Annotated in this window: 23 protein-coding genes; 8 read left to right on the top strand and 15 right to left on the bottom strand. The window is 52.6% G+C overall.

Going from position 1 to position 23,520, the window contains the following annotated elements:
- Positions 1-2: 2 nt before the first annotated feature.
- The 3 genes from HUF18_RS19810 to HUF18_RS17450 form a co-directional block, all read right to left on the bottom strand.
- Positions 3-1,835: an ATP-binding response regulator gene (locus HUF18_RS19810; RefSeq protein ID WP_225693107.1), complete on the bottom strand. Its 1,833-nt coding sequence runs from the start codon at positions 1,833-1,835 to the stop codon at positions 3-5.
- A 50-nt stretch (positions 1,836-1,885) separates the two neighbouring features.
- The gene (locus tag HUF18_RS17455) at positions 1,886-2,731 is read right to left on the bottom strand and encodes a hypothetical protein (protein WP_225693106.1); all 846 of its coding nucleotides are present in this window, start codon (positions 2,729-2,731) and stop codon (positions 1,886-1,888) included.
- Positions 2,732-2,796: 65 nt separating this feature from the next.
- Positions 2,797-5,154 (bottom strand): TonB-dependent receptor plug domain-containing protein, encoded by a 2,358-nt coding sequence (locus HUF18_RS17450; RefSeq protein WP_225693105.1) that lies wholly within the window; start codon positions 5,152-5,154, stop codon positions 2,797-2,799.
- Positions 5,155-5,400: 246 nt separating this feature from the next.
- Here HUF18_RS17450 and ppa point away from each other — a divergent pair, with 246 nt between their 5' ends.
- Positions 5,401-5,925, top strand: a complete 525-nt coding sequence (gene ppa / locus HUF18_RS17445; RefSeq protein WP_225693104.1) for an inorganic diphosphatase — start codon at positions 5,401-5,403, stop codon at positions 5,923-5,925.
- An 88-nt stretch (positions 5,926-6,013) separates the two neighbouring features.
- Here the strand turns inward: ppa and HUF18_RS17440 are convergent, their stop codons facing one another.
- Positions 6,014-6,478 carry a PAS domain-containing protein gene (locus HUF18_RS17440; RefSeq protein ID WP_225693103.1) on the bottom strand — a complete coding sequence of 155 codons (465 nt, stop codon included), beginning with the start codon at positions 6,476-6,478 and terminating at the stop codon, positions 6,014-6,016.
- A gap of 192 nt (positions 6,479-6,670) precedes the next feature.
- On the opposite strand from HUF18_RS17440, the gene HUF18_RS17435 reads away from it, so the two are divergent.
- The 4 genes from HUF18_RS17435 (at position 6,671) to HUF18_RS19660 (ending at position 11,047) form a co-directional block, all read left to right on the top strand.
- Positions 6,671-7,600, top strand: a complete 930-nt coding sequence (locus HUF18_RS17435) for a MerR family transcriptional regulator (protein WP_145466351.1) — start codon at positions 6,671-6,673, stop codon at positions 7,598-7,600.
- Complete coding sequence (locus tag HUF18_RS17430; RefSeq protein WP_225693102.1) at positions 7,597-8,598, top strand: class I SAM-dependent methyltransferase; 1,002 nt, start codon at positions 7,597-7,599, stop codon at positions 8,596-8,598. Before HUF18_RS17435 ends, HUF18_RS17430 begins: the two co-directional genes overlap by 4 nt.
- A 37-nt stretch (positions 8,599-8,635) precedes the next feature.
- Positions 8,636-10,714, top strand: a complete 2,079-nt coding sequence (locus tag HUF18_RS17425; RefSeq protein ID WP_225693101.1) for a TonB-dependent receptor plug domain-containing protein — start codon at positions 8,636-8,638, stop codon at positions 10,712-10,714.
- A gap of 198 nt (positions 10,715-10,912) precedes the next feature.
- Positions 10,913-11,047 (top strand): hypothetical protein, encoded by a 135-nt coding sequence (locus HUF18_RS19660; protein ID WP_255448995.1) that lies wholly within the window; start codon positions 10,913-10,915, stop codon positions 11,045-11,047.
- A 15-nt stretch (positions 11,048-11,062) separates the two neighbouring features.
- Here HUF18_RS19660 and HUF18_RS17420 read toward each other — a convergent pair whose 3' ends face one another.
- Genes HUF18_RS17420 through HUF18_RS17410 form a run of 3 tightly spaced genes read right to left on the bottom strand, consistent with a single transcriptional unit; the run spans position 11,063 to position 13,492 of the window.
- Entirely contained in the window at positions 11,063-12,229 is a 1,167-nt protein-coding gene (locus tag HUF18_RS17420) for an MFS transporter (RefSeq protein ID WP_225693100.1), read from the bottom strand.
- 10 nt (positions 12,230-12,239) lie between these two features.
- Positions 12,240-13,031: an adenosylmethionine decarboxylase gene (speD, locus tag HUF18_RS17415; RefSeq protein WP_145466357.1), complete on the bottom strand. Its 792-nt coding sequence runs from the start codon at positions 13,029-13,031 to the stop codon at positions 12,240-12,242.
- Between the two features lie 38 nt (positions 13,032-13,069).
- Complete coding sequence (locus HUF18_RS17410) at positions 13,070-13,492, bottom strand: OsmC family protein (RefSeq protein WP_145466358.1); 423 nt, start codon at positions 13,490-13,492, stop codon at positions 13,070-13,072.
- A 184-nt stretch (positions 13,493-13,676) separates the two neighbouring features.
- On the opposite strand from HUF18_RS17410, the gene crp reads away from it, so the two are divergent.
- Positions 13,677-14,315, top strand: coding sequence for a cAMP-activated global transcriptional regulator CRP (crp, locus tag HUF18_RS17405; protein ID WP_145466359.1), 639 nt, complete (start codon positions 13,677-13,679; stop codon positions 14,313-14,315).
- Between the two features lie 92 nt (positions 14,316-14,407).
- Entirely contained in the window at positions 14,408-15,955 is a 1,548-nt protein-coding gene (locus tag HUF18_RS17400) for a DUF3369 domain-containing protein (protein ID WP_145466360.1), read from the top strand.
- 82 nt (positions 15,956-16,037) lie between these two features.
- On the opposite strand, the gene trpC is transcribed toward HUF18_RS17400, so the two are convergent.
- The 6 genes from trpC to HUF18_RS17370 all read right to left on the bottom strand — a co-directional run bounded on the left by trpC (position 16,038) and on the right by HUF18_RS17370 (position 21,507).
- A complete protein-coding gene (trpC, locus tag HUF18_RS17395) occupies positions 16,038-16,838 on the bottom strand; it encodes an indole-3-glycerol phosphate synthase TrpC (RefSeq protein ID WP_225693099.1) in 801 nt (266 codons plus the stop codon).
- Between the two features lie 3 nt (positions 16,839-16,841).
- Positions 16,842-17,888 carry an anthranilate phosphoribosyltransferase gene (gene trpD / locus HUF18_RS17390; RefSeq protein WP_225693098.1) on the bottom strand — a complete coding sequence of 349 codons (1,047 nt, stop codon included), beginning with the start codon at positions 17,886-17,888 and terminating at the stop codon, positions 16,842-16,844.
- Positions 17,889-17,920: 32 nt separating this feature from the next.
- Complete coding sequence (locus HUF18_RS17385; protein WP_145466363.1) at positions 17,921-18,508, bottom strand: anthranilate synthase component II; 588 nt, start codon at positions 18,506-18,508, stop codon at positions 17,921-17,923.
- A 49-nt stretch (positions 18,509-18,557) separates the two neighbouring features.
- A complete protein-coding gene (trpE, locus tag HUF18_RS17380; RefSeq protein ID WP_225693097.1) occupies positions 18,558-20,042 on the bottom strand; it encodes an anthranilate synthase component I in 1,485 nt (494 codons plus the stop codon).
- A gap of 226 nt (positions 20,043-20,268) precedes the next feature.
- Positions 20,269-20,940, bottom strand: coding sequence for an HAD family hydrolase (locus HUF18_RS17375; RefSeq protein WP_145466365.1), 672 nt, complete (start codon positions 20,938-20,940; stop codon positions 20,269-20,271).
- Positions 20,941-20,982: 42 nt separating this feature from the next.
- Positions 20,983-21,507 carry an opioid growth factor receptor-related protein gene (locus HUF18_RS17370; RefSeq protein ID WP_225693096.1) on the bottom strand — a complete coding sequence of 175 codons (525 nt, stop codon included), beginning with the start codon at positions 21,505-21,507 and terminating at the stop codon, positions 20,983-20,985.
- Positions 21,508-21,715: 208 nt separating this feature from the next.
- Between HUF18_RS17370 and HUF18_RS17365 the strand changes: the two genes are divergently transcribed.
- Positions 21,716-22,075 carry an HPF/RaiA family ribosome-associated protein gene (locus tag HUF18_RS17365; RefSeq protein WP_145466367.1) on the top strand — a complete coding sequence of 120 codons (360 nt, stop codon included), beginning with the start codon at positions 21,716-21,718 and terminating at the stop codon, positions 22,073-22,075.
- Between the two features lie 68 nt (positions 22,076-22,143).
- On the opposite strand, the gene HUF18_RS17360 is transcribed toward HUF18_RS17365, so the two are convergent.
- Positions 22,144-22,731 carry a TetR/AcrR family transcriptional regulator gene (locus HUF18_RS17360; protein WP_145466368.1) on the bottom strand — a complete coding sequence of 196 codons (588 nt, stop codon included), beginning with the start codon at positions 22,729-22,731 and terminating at the stop codon, positions 22,144-22,146.
- A 107-nt stretch (positions 22,732-22,838) separates the two neighbouring features.
- Positions 22,839-23,432, bottom strand: a complete 594-nt coding sequence (locus HUF18_RS17355; RefSeq protein ID WP_225693095.1) for a TetR/AcrR family transcriptional regulator — start codon at positions 23,430-23,432, stop codon at positions 22,839-22,841.
- Between the last annotated feature and the right edge of the window lie 88 nt (positions 23,433-23,520).

The raw sequence follows: 23,520 nt of genomic DNA, 5'->3' as shown, positions 1-23,520 counted from the left end.
GTTCAGCATTCCTGGCTGGTACGCTGCAGCCATTTATTAACCATCGCCTCTACCGTGGCAACTTTCAGCGGTTTGGCCAGATAATCATCCATTCCTGCTGCCCGGCATTTGTCCTGAATCTGATCAGTGGTATTGGCGGTGCAGGCGACGATTGGGGTGGTTAGTCCGGATTCGCGCAGGCGCCTGGTTGTTTCAAAACCGTCCAGCCCGGGCATCTGGCAATCCATCAGAATCAGATCAAACTGCTGGGTTTTTACCCGTTCCAGCGATTCCTCCCCGGAGCTGACTTTGTTGATCTGCATCTGCGGGCAGACTTTCAGCAGCATTTTTTCCGCCACTTTGGAATTAACCGGGTTATCTTCCACGATCAGGGTGCGTAAGCCATGGGCTACTCCCTGAGGTTCAACGGCTTCACTCTCTGGCGAGTGCCCCAGAGGAAAATCCACCAACACCCGGGTGCCGCCGTTAATGCCATCGCTGATTTCTATATGGCCACCGAGAATCCGGCTGATATGGTGAGTAATAGTCAGGCCAAGACCGACACCAGCATGGCGCCGGTTAAAAGAAGAGTTAACCTGGGCAAACGCTTCCAGCACGCGCTGTTTATGATCTTCAGGAATACCAATACCGGTGTCTGTAACACTAATGCTGAGCCAGTCATGGTTATTATTTTTAACCAGTTGCAACTGCACAACGACCATACCACTGTCAGTAAACTTAATGGCGTTATCAACCAGATGGCGCACAACCTGGCGCACCAGCGAAGGATCAAAGCGAATTGCATTCCGCTGTAACTCGGTGTCGTAATCAACCACCAGCGACAGCTCTTTATCCAGTGCACGATGTGAAAAATCCTGAATCAGGTTATTCAGCACATCAGGTAGTTTCTGCTCTTTAAATACTACCGGAAGTTTATTTTTCTCGGTGTCGACCACCACCAGAACATCTTCCAGCAGTTGCGTCAGGTGCGTCAGCGATTGATCGGCTGTACGTTTATAGTCATTAAACTCTTCCCGGCTGATATCCTGATCCAGCAGCTGCAGCATACCGATAGCACCATTTAATGGCGTGCGTAATTCATGGCTCATCATTGCCAGAAACTCACTCTTCGCCCGACTTGCCTGCTGGGTTTTCTGCTGTTCGCTCATCAGTTGCCGGGTATAGCTTTGCTGATCTTTTTCGGCCTGTTGCAGTGACTGTGCTAACTGGTTGGCATTCACCTGAAGATGGCCGATTTCAGCACCGTCATCAACTTTTATACGCTCATTGGAATTGCCATTAGCCAGTCTGGCAATAAACAGTGACAGTTTTTCCAGAGAAGGAATGATCGACAGAGAGGCAGCACGGCCGATGAAAAAAGCCAACAACACAACGCCAAGCCCGACCAGTAATGACTGACGCAGAATGGATATTTCGCGGTCACGGGTAAAGGTGTCTGCCATACCCAGACGGATATAGCCCAGTGTTTTAGCCTCGGTAGAGCCATCACCAAATTCAGAAAACTCATCCAGACTCTGCACCTGACGCACAATGTCATAGCGCAGATAACGGATATCTTCTGCAGGTACTTCAGCAAACCGTTCTGTCTGATTATCCAGCAACACCCGCCCGGCAGCGTCGTGAATCCGGATCGAGACAATCGCCGGTTGTGATAATGCGGCGTGCACCAAAGGGAAGAGTAATTCGTAATTGCCGGAAATGATCGGGTATTCCGCCGTAACACCGATATTCTCCAACACGATACGGGCAATACTCTGATTTTCTTTGCGGATATCCGACCAGCGGTTAACCATGTGATAAGTGGTTAACAGCAGAACAACAATGAGAGCCGGCACGGTCCCTACCAGCAGGATTCTCCGCCGGATTGACCACTGCCTGAGACTCATCAGTGCTCCCTCTCATCTTTTGTCAGTTGCGACGCCAGAGATTCTGCATCGGGCAGCAGCAGATTCAGGGAGCGGCCAACCTGCTGGTTATAACGGACCTTAAAGTAGGGATTATAATCTGCTTCAGGCCATACATGTTCTTTCAGGCCGGTCAGAAGCATTTCACTGAGGCGATGTGCAACATCATCAATATCGCTGTATGTCGTCGCCAGAGCCCCAGCCTTGATATAGGCACTGGAGGGACCGATTAAGGGTTTATTCTGCCGGTAAGCCGTAATCAGAATATTTTTGATATTGGTCGAGCTGTACAGTTCGGTATCGTACGTACCAATTAATGCGTGGCTGTTTTTTAACAGATCCAGCAAAGCACGATTAAGATTCTCGTATTGATCAACGAAGTACGGTGTAACCAGTGATTGCTGTAAAGGCAGCGAGGATAGCCCGGAGTTTTTCCACTCCGATTTATCCTGCATCAGAACCCCCAGCGGGCGATCTGCACCAAGAATACTTTTAGCCAGAGCGATCTGTCGCTTCAGCGGAGGTTCGAGGTACAACGCGGAAGCCAGCTTCGAACTGATGGCTGCAACCGCATCACGGCTGACAAACACTGCAACCGCAGGAGGGCTTTCAGCAAAAGACCAGGCTTCCAGAGCCTGAGGCCCCACCAGAACAACCGCAGCATAAGATTGCCAGCCAGTGGGCGGCGGATTATTCAGCAGACGTAATTCCGCTGTAATATCCAGACGCTCAGCCGTTTTTTGCAGTAACTGTTCAACGGAGGGCAGCTTCTCATGAACAACAAATGCAATCTGGGTATTGTCAGCCTGTACAGGAAGCGCCAGCAAACATGTGAGTAAACATGCCGCAAGCCAGCGATAAAGGTTGTGTGCATCCTTGCAACAGAAATCCATTAAAAATCGAGCCCTACCTGAAAGTAATACAAGTCGCGGGTTGAATAACGCTGATCGGCATAAGTCAGGGAATTATCATCGATCAGATGCTGTACAAAAAAACCGGCCCACGGATGATAACTCCCGATCGACCATGTTTTTCTGGTGTTAATTTCATAACGCCGATAACGTCTTTTTCCTCCATAGGCATCCAGCCAGAAATGCGAAGCGGTAAGACTCCAGTCTTCCCCCTGATGATGCCAGCTCATCACCAGATTATCTTTCGCAGTCTGCCGCAGCTCGACCACCGACAGTGATTGACGCTCTTCTTCTGTCAGTTCGGAGGTATCGCCAAGAGTTACATCCGCATCAATATAAGCTGCTGTCATCCAGAACCAGTTATGGCTGTCAGCCTGCCATTGTAACTGCATTTCGGCGCCATTGACATTCATCTTAGTATCCGACTCTACCGATAAAGACTTCAGGGCAATATTGTCAGAAATAAGCTGTGTGAGTTTATCCTGATAGACTTTGACATCCATCTCCAGATTAAGGTCAGAAAATTTTCCGTAATAGCCAATTTCGGTACTGGCAATTTTTTCATGCTTAAGATCATGTGAGTCGGGGGTCTGATTCACATAAAGCCGGCTACTACCGAGGTTCAGATAATTCGCAGTCAACCCAGAAACACGGATCGAATACTCCGGGTCCTGCTCCAGCAAATCTGGTGAACGTACTGCTTCGGAATACACCAGACGAATACTGTGTTGTGGTGCCAGTAATAAATTCAGTGCAACACGCGGTGAGAATGCGTTGTCGTTGGTATCTTCCATTTCGTACATACCGCCGGCATTCAGCAGCAAGTATGACGTCATCCGCCATTCAGCATTGGCAAACAAACGGTAGGTATCGTTATGCACTTTACCGTTAAAATAGGTTTCTGAATCGACCTGATCACGACGGAAACTGGCGCCGGAAACGGTACGGAAGGTGTCGCTCCACTGCACAGTGTCCTGCCATTCGATATCGTAGCGCTCTTCACGCATTTCCCGCCGGGTATCGCCACAGGTAATGTCCTTCAGCTGAGAAAAATCATTGCCGTTAAAGCCATTCTGGTAAATATCTCCGGCACTGTTCAGCTGTTCCTGAGTAATATCCAGATCTTCCGGGGAAAAACCCAGTTCCTTTATAAAAGACTTCTTGATTAGAGCATTGTCGCCCAATGTTTGCTTGAGAGCCTGAGGTGTCAGCAAACCACTTCCCATTCCGGCATAAAGTTCCTGTATATCAGGGATGCTATTGCTATTACTGTCTTCTGGACGATCTGCCAGATAACTCAGCAGCACGACAGCATTCGCCCACTGCGGGTTATTCTGATACAGCGCGAATAATCCCGGATCGAGCGATATCGTAGGCAGGCAAGCCGCGCTCAGCTGCTTGCGGTTATCGACCTGCCAGTAGGCCTGCAGGTGAGAGCTGTGATCGGTGCTGAATTCTTTGCGCAACCGGGTCCACAAATAACCTTGCCGGGTTTCCTGATCCGGAGGGTCCAGTTCAGAAGATTCGCGGCGGATATCGGTATGCCCCTGCTTCAGTGATGCCTGCATATTCAGCTGCGTCGTGCTGTCTACCGGCCGGTTGAAATAGGCGGTTATAAAGCCGTGACGTTTACTGTCACGGTAGTCATCATCACCATTACGGGCATCACGTCCGTCATAACCATCATCGGCACGAATCTGCGCGGAAATACGGTAGCTGTTCTGATTACTCTCCCCCGAGTAGCTGACAAAAGCATCGTCCACGCCATTATTACCGTTGCGGTAGCGCACACGGGTACCCAGGGTATCTCCCGGATGCTTAGTGACGATATTGATCACACCCAAAAAGGAGTTTGCACCGTAACTGGCCGCGTTCGGGCCACGGGTGACCTCAATACGCAGAATATCCTCCATGGCTACCGGAATATCATCCCAGACAACCGAGGCAATCCCCGCTTTGAAGACCGAGCGACCATCCACCAGCACCTGCAGACGACGCATAATGCTGGGGTTAGAGGCGTGATAGGCGATGGATGCATTATTCTCATCATCGCCATGGCCCATGCTCATGCCCGGCACAAAGCGCATCAGCTCCGGCAGAGTACGGACGCCCCAGGCCGCAATCTGGGCGGCCTCAATTACCGTAACACTGGCGGGCACCTCTGCACGCGGTTGCTTAAGGCGGGATGCGGTCAGCACCACCGGTATATCGTCATCCAGGACAAAAGGCGCATCCAGCTCAAAATCGTCGTACTCATCCGCCAGCAGTGCATCTGACACAAGCAGCGCACCACACAGACTGATAATTCTTGAAATTTTTGACATGGTTATTTGGGTCATTCCACACACCAGAAATCCCGGCAAGCACTTGGCAGCTACAGGTCCCATCGGCCAAAACCGGCATCGGACCGTACATCTGGGGTAACAGAAACAGGCACGGGCTTATTTCAGAAGCTTTAAGGGAGTTTAGGCGCCAGAGTCTCATCGGTAAACGTCGGACGCGCTTTATACTTATGGCAGACTGACAGAGCAAGGCCCAGCCGATATAATCCGCGCATTCTGTTCATTAACCCCTGGGAAACTCCTATGAGCTACAACTCCATTCCGGCCGGTAAAGACCTGCCTAACGATTTCTACGTTGTTATCGAAATTCCGGCCAACCACGCGCCGATCAAATATGAAATCGATAAAGACATGGACTGCCTGCTGGTTGACCGTTTCATGGCCACCCCTATGTTTTATCCGGCCAACTACGGTTACATCCCAAACACACTGGCCGACGACGGTGACCCACTGGATGTACTGGTGATCACTCCTTACCCGGTACAGCCAGGTTCTGTTATCCGTGCCCGTGCGGTTGGCGTACTGAACATGGAAGACGAAGCCGGTGGCGATGCCAAGCTGGTTGCGGTTCCACACCAGAAGCTGACTCAGATCTACAACGATGTGAATGACATCGACGATGTTCCGCAGCTGCTGCGTGACCAGATTTCTCACTTCTTTGAAAACTACAAAGATCTGGAAAAAGGCAAGTGGGTTAAGGTTCAGGGCTGGGGCAACGCTGAGGAAGCCCGCGGCATGATCGTTAAAGCTGCAGAAGCTACCAAATAAGCGCTATCGCACTTATTCACAACCATAAAAAAGGGAGCCAGGCTCCCTTTTTTATATTTTTGCTCGCGTCTTACTGAGTACTGACGGCTCAACCGCCCTGGGCACGCAGCTCAGCAAGTGCCTGCTCCGCTTTAAGAGCACGCTCTTCAAACTCCACCTGAGCCGTTACATCTTTCTGAATACCGATGTAATAGGTCAGCTGATCTTCGCTGTTATAAACCGGAGAGATACTCAGCTCGTTCCAGAACAGGCTGCCATCCTTGCGGTAGTTGCGCAGAACAACACGCGAACTTTTACCATCACTGATTGCGCTGCGGATAGCCGTAAGCCCCTCCTGATCACGGTCACCGGCCTGCAGAAAGCGGCAATCCTGATAAAGAATTTCATCCGCACGGTAGCCGGTAAGGCGCTCAAACGCTTTATTTACATAAATCAGAATATTGTCATCGCCTTCCTGCTCTGCAATCACAATACCGTCGTTGGATGCATCAACGGCCTTCTTCAACAATTCCAGACTGATAGGGCCTTGCTCGTCGTTCAGGTCATTGACCATGGTTGCCTCCATTTTTTAGTCCGCCCAAGGTAATTTCCAGGCCGCCTGCGGTCAAGTAGGCGCTTTATTGCATTGCTCTTTTTTACTTTGTGTATAAGTACTTATAGAATCTGAACAACTTTGCACAGCCACACTCCGGCACGCTACAACCCCGGAATCAGTAACACCAGAGCCAGCGGAGAACCACCGGCGATGTCAAACCCCGCAAGCGATTCACAAATGGCCTATTACCCGATCCGGATCGTCTCCAGTGAGACCGGAGTCAACGCCATCACTCTGCGTGCCTGGGAACGGCGCTATGGTCTGATTACACCCAAACGCACAGCGAAAGGACACCGTCTCTACACAGAGCAGGATATCCGCCTAATCCGTCAGGTCGTAGCCCTGCTCAACCGCGGCATCCCCATCTCCCAGGCTCAGGCCATGATCAATAATGGCGAAGAGCTGCCTGAAGCACCAATCAGCACGCCGGCCAGACCTTCACAGTGGCAGCACTACCGCGAGCGGCTGCATAAGTCCGTACAGGATTTTGACGATCAACAGGTAGCTGACTTATTCCACGAAGTTGGCCAGTTCTTTCCCGTTGATGTGGCGATGCGTTTCCTGTTTATACCGCTGTATCACCATCTGCGCGACAACAGCAGCCAGACACTGGGAGTGGCCAGATTGCGGTTTTACTCTGCAATTCTGCAGTCCCGTCTGGCAGCGCGGCTAAGTGACAACACCGGCGATGATCCGGACAGCGGGCAGTCACCACTGATACTGATAGCAAACTGCACCTGGGAAGACGATATCCAACAGTTACAGTCAGCCATACTGCTGAAACAGCTGGGCCTGCATCCGGTCTGGTTCAGCGGCATGCTGACCCCCGATCAACTCACGGAACTGCTGCAGGCCAGACCCTGGCAGGCGGCAGTGCTTCACATTGGCAATGACCAGAACGACATGCAGCTTGGTCAGTTGCAGCGCCTGGCCCGCGAAGGCGGTTTGCCGGTATTTGTCAGCGGGCATAACACGAACCATCAAAGCGCCCTGCTCGCCCATGGTCTGATAACCCTTGGCGATGACATCCACCAGGCGGCCCTGACCATCCGCGACCTGCTGACGAGCCTGCCCGAATGAGCACTGCTGTATACGAATTACTGTTACGCCATCCCGACCTGATTACCGCCAACACTCTGATTATTGGTGCGGAAGCCGATTTACCCGCCGGTTGGCAAACACTGCTGAAAACCACGGGCGCTCAGGTTCTGACCTGGGACTGGCTGACCGCTCAGGCATACCGGCCACTGGGGGAACCGCAGGTGCGTTTTGCCATTCCGCAGCCACAGGATATTGCGGACAAACAAGTCATTCTGCTGTGGCCGAAAGCCAAGCAACAGGCCCTGGCACTGCTTCAGCTGGTTGCCACTCAGGTACAGGAATGCTGGATCGTCGGCGCTAACGACGCTGGTGGTAAAAGCATCGGTAAAGCCTGCGCGGCACTGAGCGAAAGCAGCGAAAAAACCGACTCGGCCCGCCATTGCAGCCTCTGGAACCTGCAACTTCGGGCCAACAACGAATTTAACTGGCTGAAGCAGGCCCAGTCGTTTAACTGGCAGGAGCAGGCCTACCTGACCCTGCCGGGAGTCTTCAGCCATGGCAAACTGGATACCGGCACCGCGCTGCTGCTGGAGCATGTTCCTGCACCAGCCCACGGTAAGCTGCTTGATCTTGGCTGCGGTTCCGGGGTTATTGGTCTGAGCATGAAAGCTGCCGAACCGGCGCTGGATATCACCCTCGCCGATATCGATGCCTTTGCCATCCGCAGCAGCCAGCTGAACAGTGTACGCCTGAACCTGCCTGCCGCGATTCTGGCCAGCGATGGTCTGAGCGGCATCGAAGGTAAGTTCGATTACCTGTTCAGTAACCCACCATTTCATCTCGGCAAAGAAACCGACTACGAATTTGCCCGCCGCTTGTTCAGTGAAGCCCGCCAGCATCTGACCCGGGATGGCCAGATGTGGATTGTTGCCAACCGCCACCTGCCATACGAAGACTGGGCGGCCGAGCAATTCCGTCAGGTTGAAATTATGGTGCAGGATAAAGGCTTTAAACTGCTCTGCGTACAGAACGGTTGAACTCATTCAGGGAGATAGCAGCATGCGGGAAGGTGGCATGACCACTTGGCATTTAAAGCCTTTGTTACTGGTTGCCGCCCTATTGGTCACCCATCATACCCGTGCGCTGCCACAGCCGCTCAATACCGTTGCCTATCCGCAGGAAATCTATCTGGCTGAGGATTTCCGCTACTACGCACCGCAAACCCTGTTCGACCTGCTGCAGCGTCTGCCCGGTATCAGCCTTGGCTGGCAGCCGGATGGCGAGCTGGAAATTCAGCTGCACGGATTGTCTTCGCAGTATCTGGCCCTGCTGATCAACGGCCATCCACTGCTCGGCGGGGCCGGCAACAGCAGTCTTAACACCCGTCAGATCCCGGCCAGTCTGGTGCACCACATTGAAATTGACCGCAATTCCCGCGCCGACCTCGACGCCGGCGGAGGTCCTGCCGGAACCATCAATGTCGTGCTGCACGATGCTTATAGCGATAACCGGATACAGGTCAGTGGCGGTGGCGCAGCATTAAATGCCCAGCTGGCCGCTTCGGCACAATTGATTGGTGGCGACTCGCCACTGCACCTCAGCGCCGAACGCCGCCTCGCCCGTCAGGACAGTGAAGGCTTCAGCCGCACACCGGCAGGCAACGACGACTGGCGCGAGCACAACCGTGAGCTGAGCCGCAGCCTGCTGCTCAGCTTCGACACGTTATTCAATGACCGCCATCCATTACACCTCTATGCCCTGTACCTGCAGGCCGACAACGACGACCAGCTGCGCGGATTGCACCCGCTGAACAGCCCAAGCAGCCAGCAAACGCCACAACTGACGGACACCAGAACGGAACGCGACAGCGAGCGTGTTACACAACGCTTAGGCGGCAACATGCGCCTCAACTGGCAACACCTGTCGCTTGATGCTTTTTTTGTTGCCGAACAGTTTGATCAGGATACCCGCCTGAGCCAGAACAACCCGACCAGCATCGCTCAGACCAATCAGATTGATGACAGCCGTTACCAGTTCGGCTGGCAGCTGAACGAGACCCGTAACGAACACCGCTGGAGCATCGGCCTCAGCATGCAGCAGATGAAGCGCGTAAGCGGCAGCCTCAGTAATGCCATCCTGACCAGCAACAGCGACCGCAGCGGCCTGCCCTACAACTACGATTACAAAGAAAACCGCCTCAGTGCCTTTGCTCTCGACCGCTGGCAGCTGACCCCCAATACACTGTTTGAGGCCGGAGTTCATATGAGCACCTATGAACTCAGCCAGGATTCCTTCAGCGCCGAAGGCGATTCCGGCATCTCTACCGATACTCACTGGTTACCCAGCTTTCACCTGCTGCATCACCTCGACAGTAAACGCCGCCTGCGTCTGAGCATGAGCCAGAACACCCGCGAGCCGGAGATTACGGACCGCATTCCCCATGAGTTCCGCCAGGGCAACACCATCTGGCGAGGAAACGGTGAACTGGAGGCTGAACTGGTAAGCAATATTGATATCGGCTACGAGCACAATTTTCGCGCCAACAGCAGCAGTCATGCCGACCGTCACAGTGGACTTTACCTGCGCGCTTTCCAGCGCATCATCAATCAGGCCATCCTGCAGACCAGCAGTCAGGAAAAAGACAGTGATGGCATTACAGACATTTATGTACTGAGACCTAAAAACAGCAGCGGCAATGCCGTATTAAGAGGTGCAGAGCTGGATATGGAATTTCCACTCAGCGATCATCGCTTCAGTCTGGAACTGGGCGGCGGCGTATACCGCTCTGACGTACAGGCCACCACCGAACTGCCCCACCGCCACCGTCTCTCCAACCAGCCGGATTACATGGCCCGCATCGGCCTGCAACAACGCGTTAATGACACATGGCGGCACGGTATCTGCTGGCGCGTACAGGGTGGCAGCGAACAAACCCTGCCAGCCCCACTCAGCGCCGATGGCTACATCACCCAGGACACCAGCGACGCGCAAAATCTCGATCTGTATACCGAGTATCAATGGAATCGCCGCTGGCGCGGACTTGCAACCCTGAACCTTACTCCGGGCGCCAGCCCTTTTGTCCGCCAGGATGGCATCCGCCAGTATCAGAATCTGAAACCTTTGTGGTACCTGACCATTCAGGGACAATTCTGACCTGAACACCCAGGCCCCAGCCGGTTACAAAAAAGTTTTCCGTTTTAAAACAGAGAATTAGAGAAAAAAACTGGCAACAGACGGCCACACGGCAAACATCCGGCGGTCAGCAAACCAGCAGGGGAGCTAGGCTTTATTCGTTGCTTCAGAGACGACCTGACAAGCCAACTCACCCGTCACACCAGCGAGGACACCGCCATGATCACATACAGCCTGCTCGCCGGCTTACTGCTTGCCGGTTGCCTGTACGCCTGCCTGCAGCGGATTGGACGCTCACCTGTTCCACAGGAAATAGCCATCGATCCGGCAGAACGCCATCAGCGCAAACACTGACCAGACAACCCCTGGTTATGCGGACAAGGACGTCCGCGGCATCCGCAACAGCACCACCAGTAACAGCAACAATGCCGGCACCGTGGTCAGCAACAGTCCCTGCCAGCCGATCAGCAGTACCACCGCTCCCGACGCCAGAGCCCCCACCGCCTGAGCACCAAAAACCGCCAGATCATTAATGCCCTGCACGCGGGTTGCCTCGGCGGGCCGGTAACACTGGCTCAGCAATGAGGTGCCGGCAACAAACAGCAGGTTCCAGCCCAGTCCCAGCAACACAAGCCCCAGCCAGTAGTGCAGCAGAGTCTGATCAAACCAGGCGATAAGCAGGCACACCACCATCACCAGCAGACCGGTCATAATCATCCACCAGTGACCCGCCCAGCGGATCAGATGGCCAGAGATCAGCGATGGCAGAAACATGGCCGCAATATGGCTCTGAATGACCCACTTGGCATCGCTCAGGGCATAGCCCATTCCCTGCGTCATGCTCAGCGGCGTTGCCGTCATAATGTAGGCCATAACGCCGTAAGCGCAGGCCGCCGACAACATCGCCAGCCATAGCAGTGGCTGCTGCAGCAGCTCCTGCAGAGGACGGGCATCATCGTGCTGCTGACTGCTTTCTGCCTGCTGACGTGGCATAAACCACCAGAGCACCACACCGGCCAGTACAAAAAAGACTGCCAGACCGGAGAAGGACGCCGCAAAACCCCATTCAGGTAACCACGTTGCCAGCCGGGTAAGCTCAGGGCCGAGAAAGGCAGAAGCAATACCCGCCAACAGCAGGCGCGCAGCGACCAGCGGTGTCTGTGCCGCAGGTACTGCTGCCATCGCCACAAAACGGAATTGCTGTACGACAGCGCCAACCGCCCCGAAGCTGAGAGCACTGAAGGTAAATGCCCAGAACGACTGAGCATGCACCGCCCAGGCCGCAGCAACAGCCGCTACAGCACCAAACAACATCGCAGTTAAAAACAGAGGGCGGCGGCCAAAGCGGCCAGCCAGTTGTGACGCGGGCAGCACGGCCAGAGCCGTACCAATAATCATGGCGGCGACTGGCAGTGTGGAAAAACGCGGATCGGACTGTAACTGACTGCCGATGATGCCACCGGCAAAGACCATCAGCGGGGCGGCACTCAGTGCCAGCGCCTGTGCCAGCATCAATCCCCAGATTAAAGCCGGCACAGCGACCTCCTTAGGGCATATTGCGGGAGTAGAAAATTTCCAGCATTTCTTTGCGCAACTTGGCTTCCACCTCGGCGCGCTCGTCGGCGTCCATGGTTTTTACACCTTCGCCAAACAGATAATTATCCAGTTCAAAATCCTTCAGCAGCATTTTGGTGTGGAAGGTATTTTCCTGATACACATTCACATCAATCATCTGATAGGCGTTGCGGGTATCTTCAGTCAGATACTTCTGGATAGAGTTAATGTTGTGGTCGATATAGTGCTTCACACCATCAACATCACGGGTAAAGCCACGCACACGGTAATCGACGGTAACGATGTCAGAATCAAAGCTGTGAATCAGATAATTCAGCGCTTTCAGCGGTGAAATCAGACCACATGTAGAGACGTCGATATCGGCCCGGAAGGTAGAGATACCACCATGCGGATGGCTTTCCGGATAAGTGTGTACAGTTACGTGGCTTTTATCCAGATGCGCAACGACGGTATCACGCAGCGGACCCGGTTTTTCCTGCATCAGGTCTTCGCTTGGCGGCACTTCATGCTCAGCCACCAGAATGGTCACACTGGCACCCTGCGGGTCATAATCCTGACGCGCAATGTTAAGGATATTCGCGCCGATGATATCAACTACGTCTGTCAGAATTTTTGTCAGACGATCTGCACTGTACAACTCATCGATGTACTCAATATATTCCTGACGCTCTTTTTCTGTTTTGGTGTAACAGATATCGTAAATATTAAAGCTCAGGGATTTGGTCAGATTGTTGAAACCATGCAACCGCAATTTATTGTTCAATAGTTCATCCTCACACAACCGCACGAACGGATTTGGTTTTACTCAGATTCAATCACAGCGAAACTGTGAGTGATTTCAACACCACCCTGCTCCAGCATAATGGAAGCCGAGCAATACTTTTCTGCTGACAGCTTCACTGCCCGCTCTACTGCCGACTCTTTAAGAGCGCGGCCGGTCACCTTGAAGTGCACGTGAATTTTGGTAAAAACACTGGGCACGGCATCAGCACGTTCAGCTTCAATTTCAGCAACACAGTCACTGACCGCCAGACGCTGTTTGGTCAGAATGCTCATCACATCAAAGCTGGTACAACCACCCAGCCCCAGCAGCAGCATTTCCATCGGGCGGATACCCATGTTGCGACCACCGTGATCTGCAGGACCATCCATAACAACGGCGTGACCGCTGCCGGATTCACCAAGAAACATGGCATTATCAACCCATTTAACCGTTGCTTTCATTCTGGCCTCTGAGGTCTGACTGGAAAAAACGCGGAGATTACCATACCCGGGGGGCGGGGATAAATCGTAAGAGGTCAAAAAAGCCCGATAGACAGCCAAAGAGGCCGTCGCGGCATAACAGTTCACCTTCGACGGCTAATGAGTGATAATCGGAGGTCGATTACACGGAATCGGATGCCCGAGCATGAGCCTTCCCCACGCGCCATCGAAACACCAACATCTTTTCGACTTCCTGTCGCATTGCCACAAGAGGCGTTACCCTGCCCGCTCGACACTGATTTATGCCGGTGAAGAGAGCGACACCCTGTTTTACCTGATGAAAGGCTCTGTCACCGTCATTATTGAAGATAGTGACGGTCGCGAAATGATCATGGCCTACCTGAACGAAGGCGACTTTTTTGGCGAGATGGGCCTGTTTGACGATCAGCAACCACCCCGCACCGCCTGGGTAAAAGCCAAGACCGAGTGCGAGGTCGCTGAGATCAGTTACGCCAAATTTCAGGAACTGGTCAAACAAGACCCACAGCTGATGTTCCATATTTTCCGCCAGATGGCCAATCGCCTCAGCCGCACAACGCGCAAAGCCGGCGATCTGGCTTTCCTTGATGTGACCGGCCGGGTGGCAGGTACCCTGCTCGACCTGTGCAAACAACCGGACGCTATGACCCATCCGGATGGCATGCAGATCAAAATCACCCGCCAGGAAATCGGCCGCATTGTTGGCTGCTCGCGCGAAATGGTAGGCCGGGTTCTTAAAGATCTTGAAGAACAGGGGCTGGTTTCCGTTAAGGGTAAAACCATGGTGGTATTCGGCACCCGCTGATTGACCGGCGGATGAAGAAAAAACCACCCGCGGCAGCGAATCCCGCCACCCTGTTCTAAACTCAGTTAATTACTCATGTTACGGAGCCGGTTATGGCCGACGATTCCCTTTTTGCCGACGATGACCTCTTCAGTGAGGACAACGCCGTCAGCACTCCGGAACAGACCTGGCGCGTACTGGTGGCCGACGATGAACCCGATGTGCACCGTATTACCCGCATGGTGCTGTCCGGATTTCAGTTTGATGGACGCCGGGTAGAACTGCTCAGCGCCTACAGCGGCGAAGAAACCCGCCAGATCATGGCCGAACACGATGATATCGCCATGGTTCTGCTTGATGTGGTGATGGAAGAAGACCACGCCGGTCTTAACGTTGCCCGCTACATCCGCGAAGAATTGCGTAACCGCTACACCCGTATTGTGCTGCGTACCGGGCAACCGGGTCAGGCTCCGGAACACGAAGTTATCCGCACCTACGACATCAACGACTACAAAGACAAAACCGAGCTGACCACCACCAAGCTCAATACCCTGATGTACGCCACCCTGCGCAGCTATCGCGATATCTGCACACTGAATGAACACCGCCGCGGTCTGGAGCGGGTTATCAAAGCCTCAGCTCAGGTATTCAGCACCGGCGCTATCAGCCAGTTTGCTTCGGCGGTTTTATCCCAGGTCACCAACCTGCTTGGTCTGGAACAAAGCGCCCTGTACTGCTCCAGCAGCAACCATCAGGATCAGCTGCTCGGTGTCCGCCGCTTCCGCGTACTCGCCGCCACCGGAGAGATGCAGAAGCTGACCGATCTGGAATCCTTCGACAGCATTCCCGAGCATGTGCGCGAAGGCTTTGAAAAAGCCATGAACAGCCGTGAAAGCCAGTATTACGAAAACTACTATATTGGCTATTTTGCTTCCGAACGTGGCAGCGAAAGCCTGCTGTACGTGACTTACCACCGCGAACCTTCAGAACTGGATAAGCAGTTGCTGGAAATTTACGCCACCAATGTCGCCATCACTTACGAAAACCTGTTAATGCGCGACGAAATCATCGAAACCCAGCGCGAGCTGGTATACATGCTGGGTGAGGCGGTTGAGAAACGATCAAAAGAAACCGGCGCCCACGTTAAACGCGTTGCTCAGATTTCACGTTTGCTGGCCGTTGCTTATGGCCTGCCGGAGCAGGAAGCAGAACTGATCAAGATGGCGGCACCACTGCACGATGTCGGCAAAATTGCTATCCCCGACAGTATTCTGAATAAACCCGGAAAACACGATGCTGCGGAATGGAATACCATGCAGACCCATGCCCAGATCGGCGCCGATATTCTGAGTAAGTCTGACCGCCGCATTCTGCAGCTGGCCGCTATTATTGCTGGTCAGCATCATGAGCGCTGGGACGGTACCGGCTACCCGCGCGGTTTAAAGGGCGAGCAGATTCATATTGCCGGACGCATTACCGCGCTGGCCGACGTATTTGACGCCCTTGGCAGCAAACGTTGCTACAAAGAGCCCTGGGACGATAAAGATATTATCGATCTTATAACAAAAGAATCAGGGCATCAGTTTGACCCGAAACTGGTTGAACTGCTGCTGGCCAATCTTGATGAAGTTCTGGAAATTCGCGCTAACCATCCGGATTAATTTCTGCGGTAAGTAACATAAAAAAAACCGGCAACTGCCGGTTTTTTTTATGTCTGACGGTATTACAGCCTCTGCGGATTTATCAGAAAAACAAAGCCTGCAGTGCCTCACCCGGCTCATCAGCGCGCATAAAGGCTTCGCCAACCAGAAATGCGTTCACATTACGCGCACGCATCAGCGCCACATCATCCGGCGTCAGAATGCCGCTTTCGGTTACCAGTAATTTACCTGCAGGCACCTGCTCCAGCAGGCCGAATGTCGTATCCAGCGTCAGCTCAAAGGTATGCAGATTGCGGTTATTAATACCCAGCAGCGGAGTCTGCATGGTCAGAGCCGTCTGCAGTTCTTCTTCATCATGCACCTCAACCAGCACATCCATACCCAGCTCATGGGCAATGCCTTCCAGATCCTGTAACTGCATCTTGCTCAGCGCTGACACGATCAGCAGTACGCAGTCGGCATTAATGCTGCGCGCTTCATAAATCTGATAAGGATCGACCAGAAAATCTTTACGGATAACCGGTAAAGAACAGGCACTGCGGGCCGCTTTAAGAAAATCTTCATGACCCTGAAAATAATCACGATCGGTCAGTACCGACAAACAAGCCGCTCCGGCCCGCTCATAGGACTCAGCAATCGCCTGTGGTACAAAGTTTTCACGCAGCACACCTTTAGACGGTGAGGCTTTTTTAATTTCGGCAATAACCGCAGGTAAGCCCACATCTACCTTGGCCTGCATAGCGCGATAAAATCCACGCAACTCAGCAGCATCCATATCCAGCGCCTGAGCTTTCAGTTCATTCAGCGGTAATGTTTTACTGCGGCTACGGACTTCTTCTGCCTTGGTTGCCAGAATTTTTTTCAGAATGGTTGGAGTATTCATGATTTATTTCGCTTCATCTTCGGCCAGATACTTGGAGAAGCTGACCAGTTCATTCAATTTTTCCAGCGCCAGGCCGGTGTAAATAGCATCCTGAGCCATCGCCACACCGTCTTTCATACTTTGTGACAGACCTGCGACATAAATTGCAGCGCCGGCATTTAATGCCAGAATATCCGCCGCTTTATTACCGGCCGCAGTTTCCCGCTTACCGAGAGCATCTTTGATTAAAGCCAGACTCGCTGCCGGACTGTCGACATCCAGTCCGGACAACACCTGAGGCTCAATCCCTAAATCTTCGGGGCGGATAATAAATTCGCGCAACTCACCATTTTTTAATTCGCAGGCGTAGGTTTCCGTCGCCAGACTGATTTCATCCAGCCCGTCTTTGGAATGGACCACCAACACATGACCACCGTTCATACGCTGCAGTACTTCCGCCACCGGGCGCACCAGTGCTTTGGAAAACACGCCAATAACCTGATTGGTAACACCAGCCGGATTGGTCATTGGTCCGAGGATATTAAAGATGGTGCGCATTCCCAATGATTTACGCGGCCCAATCGCATGTTTCATCGCACTGTGATGAGATGGTGCAAACATAAAGCCCACCCCCAGCTCATCAATACAGCGCGCAACCTGCGCCGCGGTCAAATTAAGATTAACGCCAGCGGCTTCCAGTAAATCAGCGCTGCCGGATTTGGACGACACGCCACGATTACCATGTTTGGCAACGGTACCACCTGCCGCCGCGACAATAAAAGACGAGGCCGTTGAAACGTTAAATAAGTTAGCGCCATCACCACCGGTGCCGACAATATCAACCGCGTGTATGGCGTTGATTTTCACACCGCTGGCCAGCTCACGCATCACGGTAACTGCACCGACAATTTCATCAATGCTTTCGCTCTTCATGCGTAAAGCAACCAGAAAACCACCAATCTGTGCTTCATCACACTGGCCGGTCATAATCTGGCGCATAACATCGGTCATCTCACCGGTGGTTAAATCCTGACGTTCAACAACACGGGCCAGGGCGGTACGGATATCCATTATTTATCTCCAGTCAGTGGCGCTTGCCGTTGTCAGTTCAGGGTCATCTGCAGGAAATTTTTCAGCAGATCATGCCCGTGCTCAGTAAGAATAGATTCTGGATGGAACTGCACACCTTCAATCGGTAATTCGCGGTGACGCACACCCATAATTTCTTCCATGCTGCCGTCCGGATTTTCTGTCCAGGCGGTAATTTCCAGACACTCAGGCAGGTTGTGCTTATCAATCACCAGTGAATGGTAACGGGTGGCATTGTAGGGATTACTCAGGCCACGGAAAACGCCGCTGTCAGCGTGATGAATCTGAGAAATTTTTCCGTGCATCACCTGACCGGCGCGGATGATATTGCCACCGAAAACCTGACCAATACTCTGATGACCTAAACAAATTCCCAGAATCGGTAATTTACCCGCGAAGTAGCGGATAGCTTCCATGGAGATACCGGCTTCGTTTGGTGTACACGGCCCTGGAGAAATCACCAGATGATCCGGTTTTAATGCTTCAATTTCTTCAATGGTAATTTCATCGTTGCGGAACACGCGCACATCGGCACCGAGCTCGGCAAAATACTGTACGACGTTGTAGGTAAACGAATCGTAATTATCAATCATGACTAACATTGCTGTGACTCCTGCGACGCATTCTGTACGCGCCGTAATGATGCTGTGGTTACTGGTCCAGTCCGGCTTCTGCCATGGCAACGGCACGGAACATCGCCCGGCCTTTATTCATGGTTTCTTTCCATTCCAGTCGCGGCACAGAGTCCGCTACCACCCCGGCACCTGCCTGAATATTCAGCATGCCGTCTTTAATCACTGCAGTACGGATGGCAATTGCCGTGTCCATATTGCCATTCCAGCTTAAGTAACCCACGGCTCCGCCATAGACACCGCGTTTGGTCGATTCGTATTCGTCAATAATTTCCATCGCACGGATTTTGGGTGCGCCGCTCAGTGTTCCGGCAGGATGCACCGCACGCAGAACATCCATAGCGGTTACGCCATCTTTTACCTGGCCGGTCACGTTGGAAACGATATGCATCACGTGGGAATAACGCTCGACCACCATCTGATCGGTAACCTTAACTTCACCGGTTTTGGCAACCCGGCCAACATCGTTACGGCCCAGGTCAATCAGCATTAAATGCTCGGCAATTTCTTTAGGATCGGATAATAATTCCCGCTCCAGCGCCTGATCTTCTTCAACGGTTTCGCCACGGTAACGGGTACCGGCAATCGGACGCACCGTTACTTCACCATCTTCGAGACGCGCCAGAATTTCCGGTGATGAACCGACCACATGAAAATCGCCCAGATTCATACAATACATATAAGGCGATGGATTCAGCGTGCGCAGCGCACGGTATATATTCACAGGATCACCACTATAAGGAACCTGCATACGCTGAGAAATAACGCACTGCATAATGTCGCCGGCCAGGATGTACTCGCGGATATTTTCAACCGCATCCATAAAGGCCTGTTCGCCGAATAATGAACGGAAATCTTCTTCTTGTACTTCAACAGTATTTTCCAGTGGCCGGCCAACCGTACCGCTGTACGGCTGACGCAGTTGCTGACGCAACTCATCCAGACGCGCTTCCGCTTTGTCAAAAGCATCGGTCTCCGCCGGATCTGCCATCACAATAAGGTGCAATTTACCGCTGAGGTTATCGAATACCACCACTTCTTCGGAAATCATCAGCAGAATATCCGGTGTATTCAGCTCATCGGCAGGACAGGATTTCTGCAGGCGCGGTTCAATATAGCGCACTGTGTCATACCCGAAATAACCAACCAGCCCACCATCAAACTTAGGCAGGCCATCAATCTGAGGAACCCGGAAACGCTGCTGAAACTGGCTGATATATTCCAGCGGATCAGCCACTTCATGCTCTTCGATCACCTCGCCATCACGCTGCAGCACAACCTGCTGTCCGCGCACGATCAGTACATCACGGCAAGGCAGGCCAATCATAGAATAGCGACCCCATTTCTCACCGCCCTGTACAGATTCCAGCAGATAGGTATAAGGCGCAGCAGCCAGTTTCAGATAAGTACTCAGAGGAGTGTCGAGGTCAGCCAATACCTGACGCGATACCGGGATACGGTTAAAACCCTGCTCAGCCAGAGCAGCAAATTGGTGCGGAGTCATAAAGAACCTTCAAGATTAATAAGCGCAAAAATACATGGCCATGCGGCCGGAAAGGTTGGCAGCTGCGCTTAACACCATCGACAGGTCAGATGCTGACCCTGTTGCAGGGGGCGGTTATATTGAAAAAACACCGCGGGGCTCCGTTGAATAATCAGGGAAGAGATAAGACTGAACTATAACGGCATGCTGGACGGGCAGCAAGAAGCAGATGCCCATCGCTGGCGGACTATTCCGCCCGCCAGTCCAGACAGGGCCAGCCGCGCTGCTGTGCGGCCAGACGTAACTGAGGATTAGGATTCAGCACCACCGGTTGCGCAACCATTTCCAGCAGCGGCATATCGGAATGGCTGTCGGTATAAAACGCAGCATCGGTGAAACTCAGGCCTCGTTCCGTAAGAAAACGCCGTGCCAGTTCGACTTTTCCCGGGCCATAGCACATGGGCCGCTCCAGTCCGGTAATGCGTTGCCCGTCGGTACTTAAACGATTGCTGATCACATGAGCAAAACCCAGAGCCTGACCATAAGCACGGGCAATCACATCATCAGAACCGGTAATCATCACCAGTTGAGCGCCCCGCTGCTGATAAGCAAACAGCAGTGATGCGGCCTGCGGATAGATGTGCAGCTGGCCACGCTCATTAAAAAAGCGCTCCACCCGGCTCTGATACTCTGCCAGGCTCATTCCACGGGTCCGGGTACGATAATAATTAGACAGGCGCCAGTGGGTAACCCGGCCTTTTTTGTAAGCCCGATAAAGGGAAGCCAGCGCCAACATCGCCTCAACAACAGCCCAACGCTCACGACGGAAGCGCCACTTAATCCACAGACTGTTGGCATCCTTGTTGATCAGGGAATCGTCAAGATCGAAAAAGACAACAGGAACATCATAGACCTGCATTGGTGCATCCGTTTCAGCGGTAAAAACAAGTTACCCAGACTATCACAAGGGGCTGTCCAGCCCCATAGCCGCCAACCGCCAGTGAGTAACGGTCGCCGAGGAAATGGCCTGCGGATGCGCCACCGCCAGTTTCTGCAGCCCCTGCCAGAATGCTGTTACATGGGCGTCCAGCCCCAGTATTTTCAGGGATGCCAGCATGCGGCTGATGCGGCGGTGATTGTGATTATCGGGTGTCATCCAGTGATAATTGTCCACATCGGCGGGAATCAGTAATTCAAATCCCTGCGGCGTTTCACGCATAACGATTCCATAAAATTGCAGCATCCGTAATAAGGATTGGTGCAGGCGGCTCTGCAGATCATGGGAAGAGTGAAAGGCTTCGATAACGACCGTATTCACCACAGGCGCTTCAGGGTTGTAGGGACTGGGATCGCGCAAAGGAAACAACCATTGAATGTAATCATGGCAGCTTTCCAGCTCATTATTGGAGAACGCCAGAATGCCACTGAGCGTGCGTCCGCGATGGTCTGTTCCCTGGCCTGAGTAGAACGCAATAATGGGGTGCATACACCTGCCTGTTACGAAAAACAATAGCGATACACCTCAGTATAGCCCTAAGTCAGGATCCGGCGTGATCGCAACTCAAGGTTACGAAATTTGTTCGAAATCGTTTGACGTTACCTGCCGCTGATGTAGTCTGAGTTAACCATCCTGAAGGAACTTCCCGACGGAAAAGCGTCCGAAGTTCCTGAGTCAATCAACAAAAGGAGCGACTATGAAAGGTTTGGAAATCAGCTTCCGCGACATCGGTCATTCTGACGCCATCGAACAGCATATCCGCGAAAAAGCCGGAAAATTAACCTCCACATTTGACGATATTATTGGCATTCGCGCTGTCGTTGCCATGCCCCATAATCACAGCAGCAAAGGTAAACTTGCCCACGTTTCTCTGGAGGTTGGCCTGCCCGGTCAGACCGTTGCCATTACCCGCGATCACCACGACAACCCGGAGCATGAAGACATGTATCTGGCGGTCAGCGATGCATTTGAGAAAGCACAGCGTAAGGTGAAAAAGATTCACGACAAGCGCAGTGATAAAAACCGTCGCGTCACCACCATGGCTCCGGCGGAGTAAACGCAGGAAGGAATAAAAAAAGAGCCCAATGGGCTCTTTTTTTATTCCTTCTCTTTCAGGTTTAAGCGTTACAGCTTGCCACTGAGTAAAACCTGCAACAGTCCTGGCCGCACAAGGTTGGCATAAAGCGCACCGATTTCTTTGGCATCCACCGGAAAACCATCTTTAACCCAGCGCACAATGACCATAAAGGATGCCCCGGCAAGAAAGTCGATCACATAATTCATCAGGCTGGTATCTTTTATCGGCAAAGAGTGAGCGCCGATATAGCGCTCCATTATGCGTCCGACATAACGCTTAAATTCGCTCAACATCAGAGCTTCAATATCTGCCTCAATCAGCAACCGGGCGAACGTGGCATTATCAGACCATTGCCGGAACATAATCTCTGCAATAATCGGATCGGCATTCGGAGACTGCGTCAGATAGGTATCAATCTGTTCATAAAACTGCATGAACATGCTTTCGATATACCCTTTAAGCAGGTCATCCTTGGAACGGTAATGAAGGTAAAACGTCGGACGGGCAACCCCTGAACGTTCACAGATATGGGCAACTGAAATTTTGCCATAAGGTTCTTCCGCCATCAGCTCCAGCAGTGTATTCATCAGTAGCCGCCGCGAGCGTTCAACGCGCTTATCGAGATCTTTACTCATAGTATGGTCGCCACGGGTAAGGCCGTTACCCGGATTTATTATTGTATTTATGCTTCAGCATACGCCGTTGAATGTTATAGACAATCGTCTATCTGTGCCAGAACCGGTCACGACTGACGCTGCAGCATCACATTCAGAAATCCGGGCCGGCTCAACTCACTGAACAAATCTGCCAGCTTATCTGGTGGATAACGGAAGTCATTACGCACCCAGCGGTCCAGCATCATCCAGGAAGCGCCAGCCAGATAATCGATCATAAACCCCAGCTGCTCGGCATCACTGACAGCAATCTGGTGTTGGCGTACATACAGACCCAAAACCCGGGCAATGTAGTTCTGAAAGCGTTTGATCAATAAAGACTCAAGCCCCGCATTAAAGATCAGACGACTGAAGTCACGATGGCGGTCCCATTGGGCAAACAGGCGCTGGCTGATATCACGGTTAAGTTCCGGCGATTCCCCCACCATGCCGGCAATATCGTCATAGAATTCAGCAAATACCGTATCGACATAGTCCAGCAGCAGCTCCTCGCGGCTGCGGTAATGCTGATAGAAGGTCTGCCGTGCCAGCCCCGCATGACGGCTTATCTGCTGAACGGTAATAGAAGAGAAAGGCTGGTCAGCCATCAGCGTCAACAATGCTTTCAGCAGTTGAGCACGGGTAGGAGATTCAGCAGCAACAGCAGAAACGGATAAGGTCATAAACAACTCCCGGGGGCGGATCATGCTAACAGCGCCCGGGCCTGACCGCAAAAACGAAAAAGCCGCCCGGAGGCGGCTTTTTGCGGAG

Origin of the sequence: Thalassolituus sp. ST750PaO-4 (assembly GCF_020320405.1) — a bacterium.
In the GTDB taxonomy this organism is placed as follows: Bacteria; Pseudomonadota; Gammaproteobacteria; order Pseudomonadales; family Oceanobacteraceae; genus Venatoribacter; species Venatoribacter alkanivorans.
This window is presented reverse-complemented; position numbering and strand designations above follow the sequence as displayed.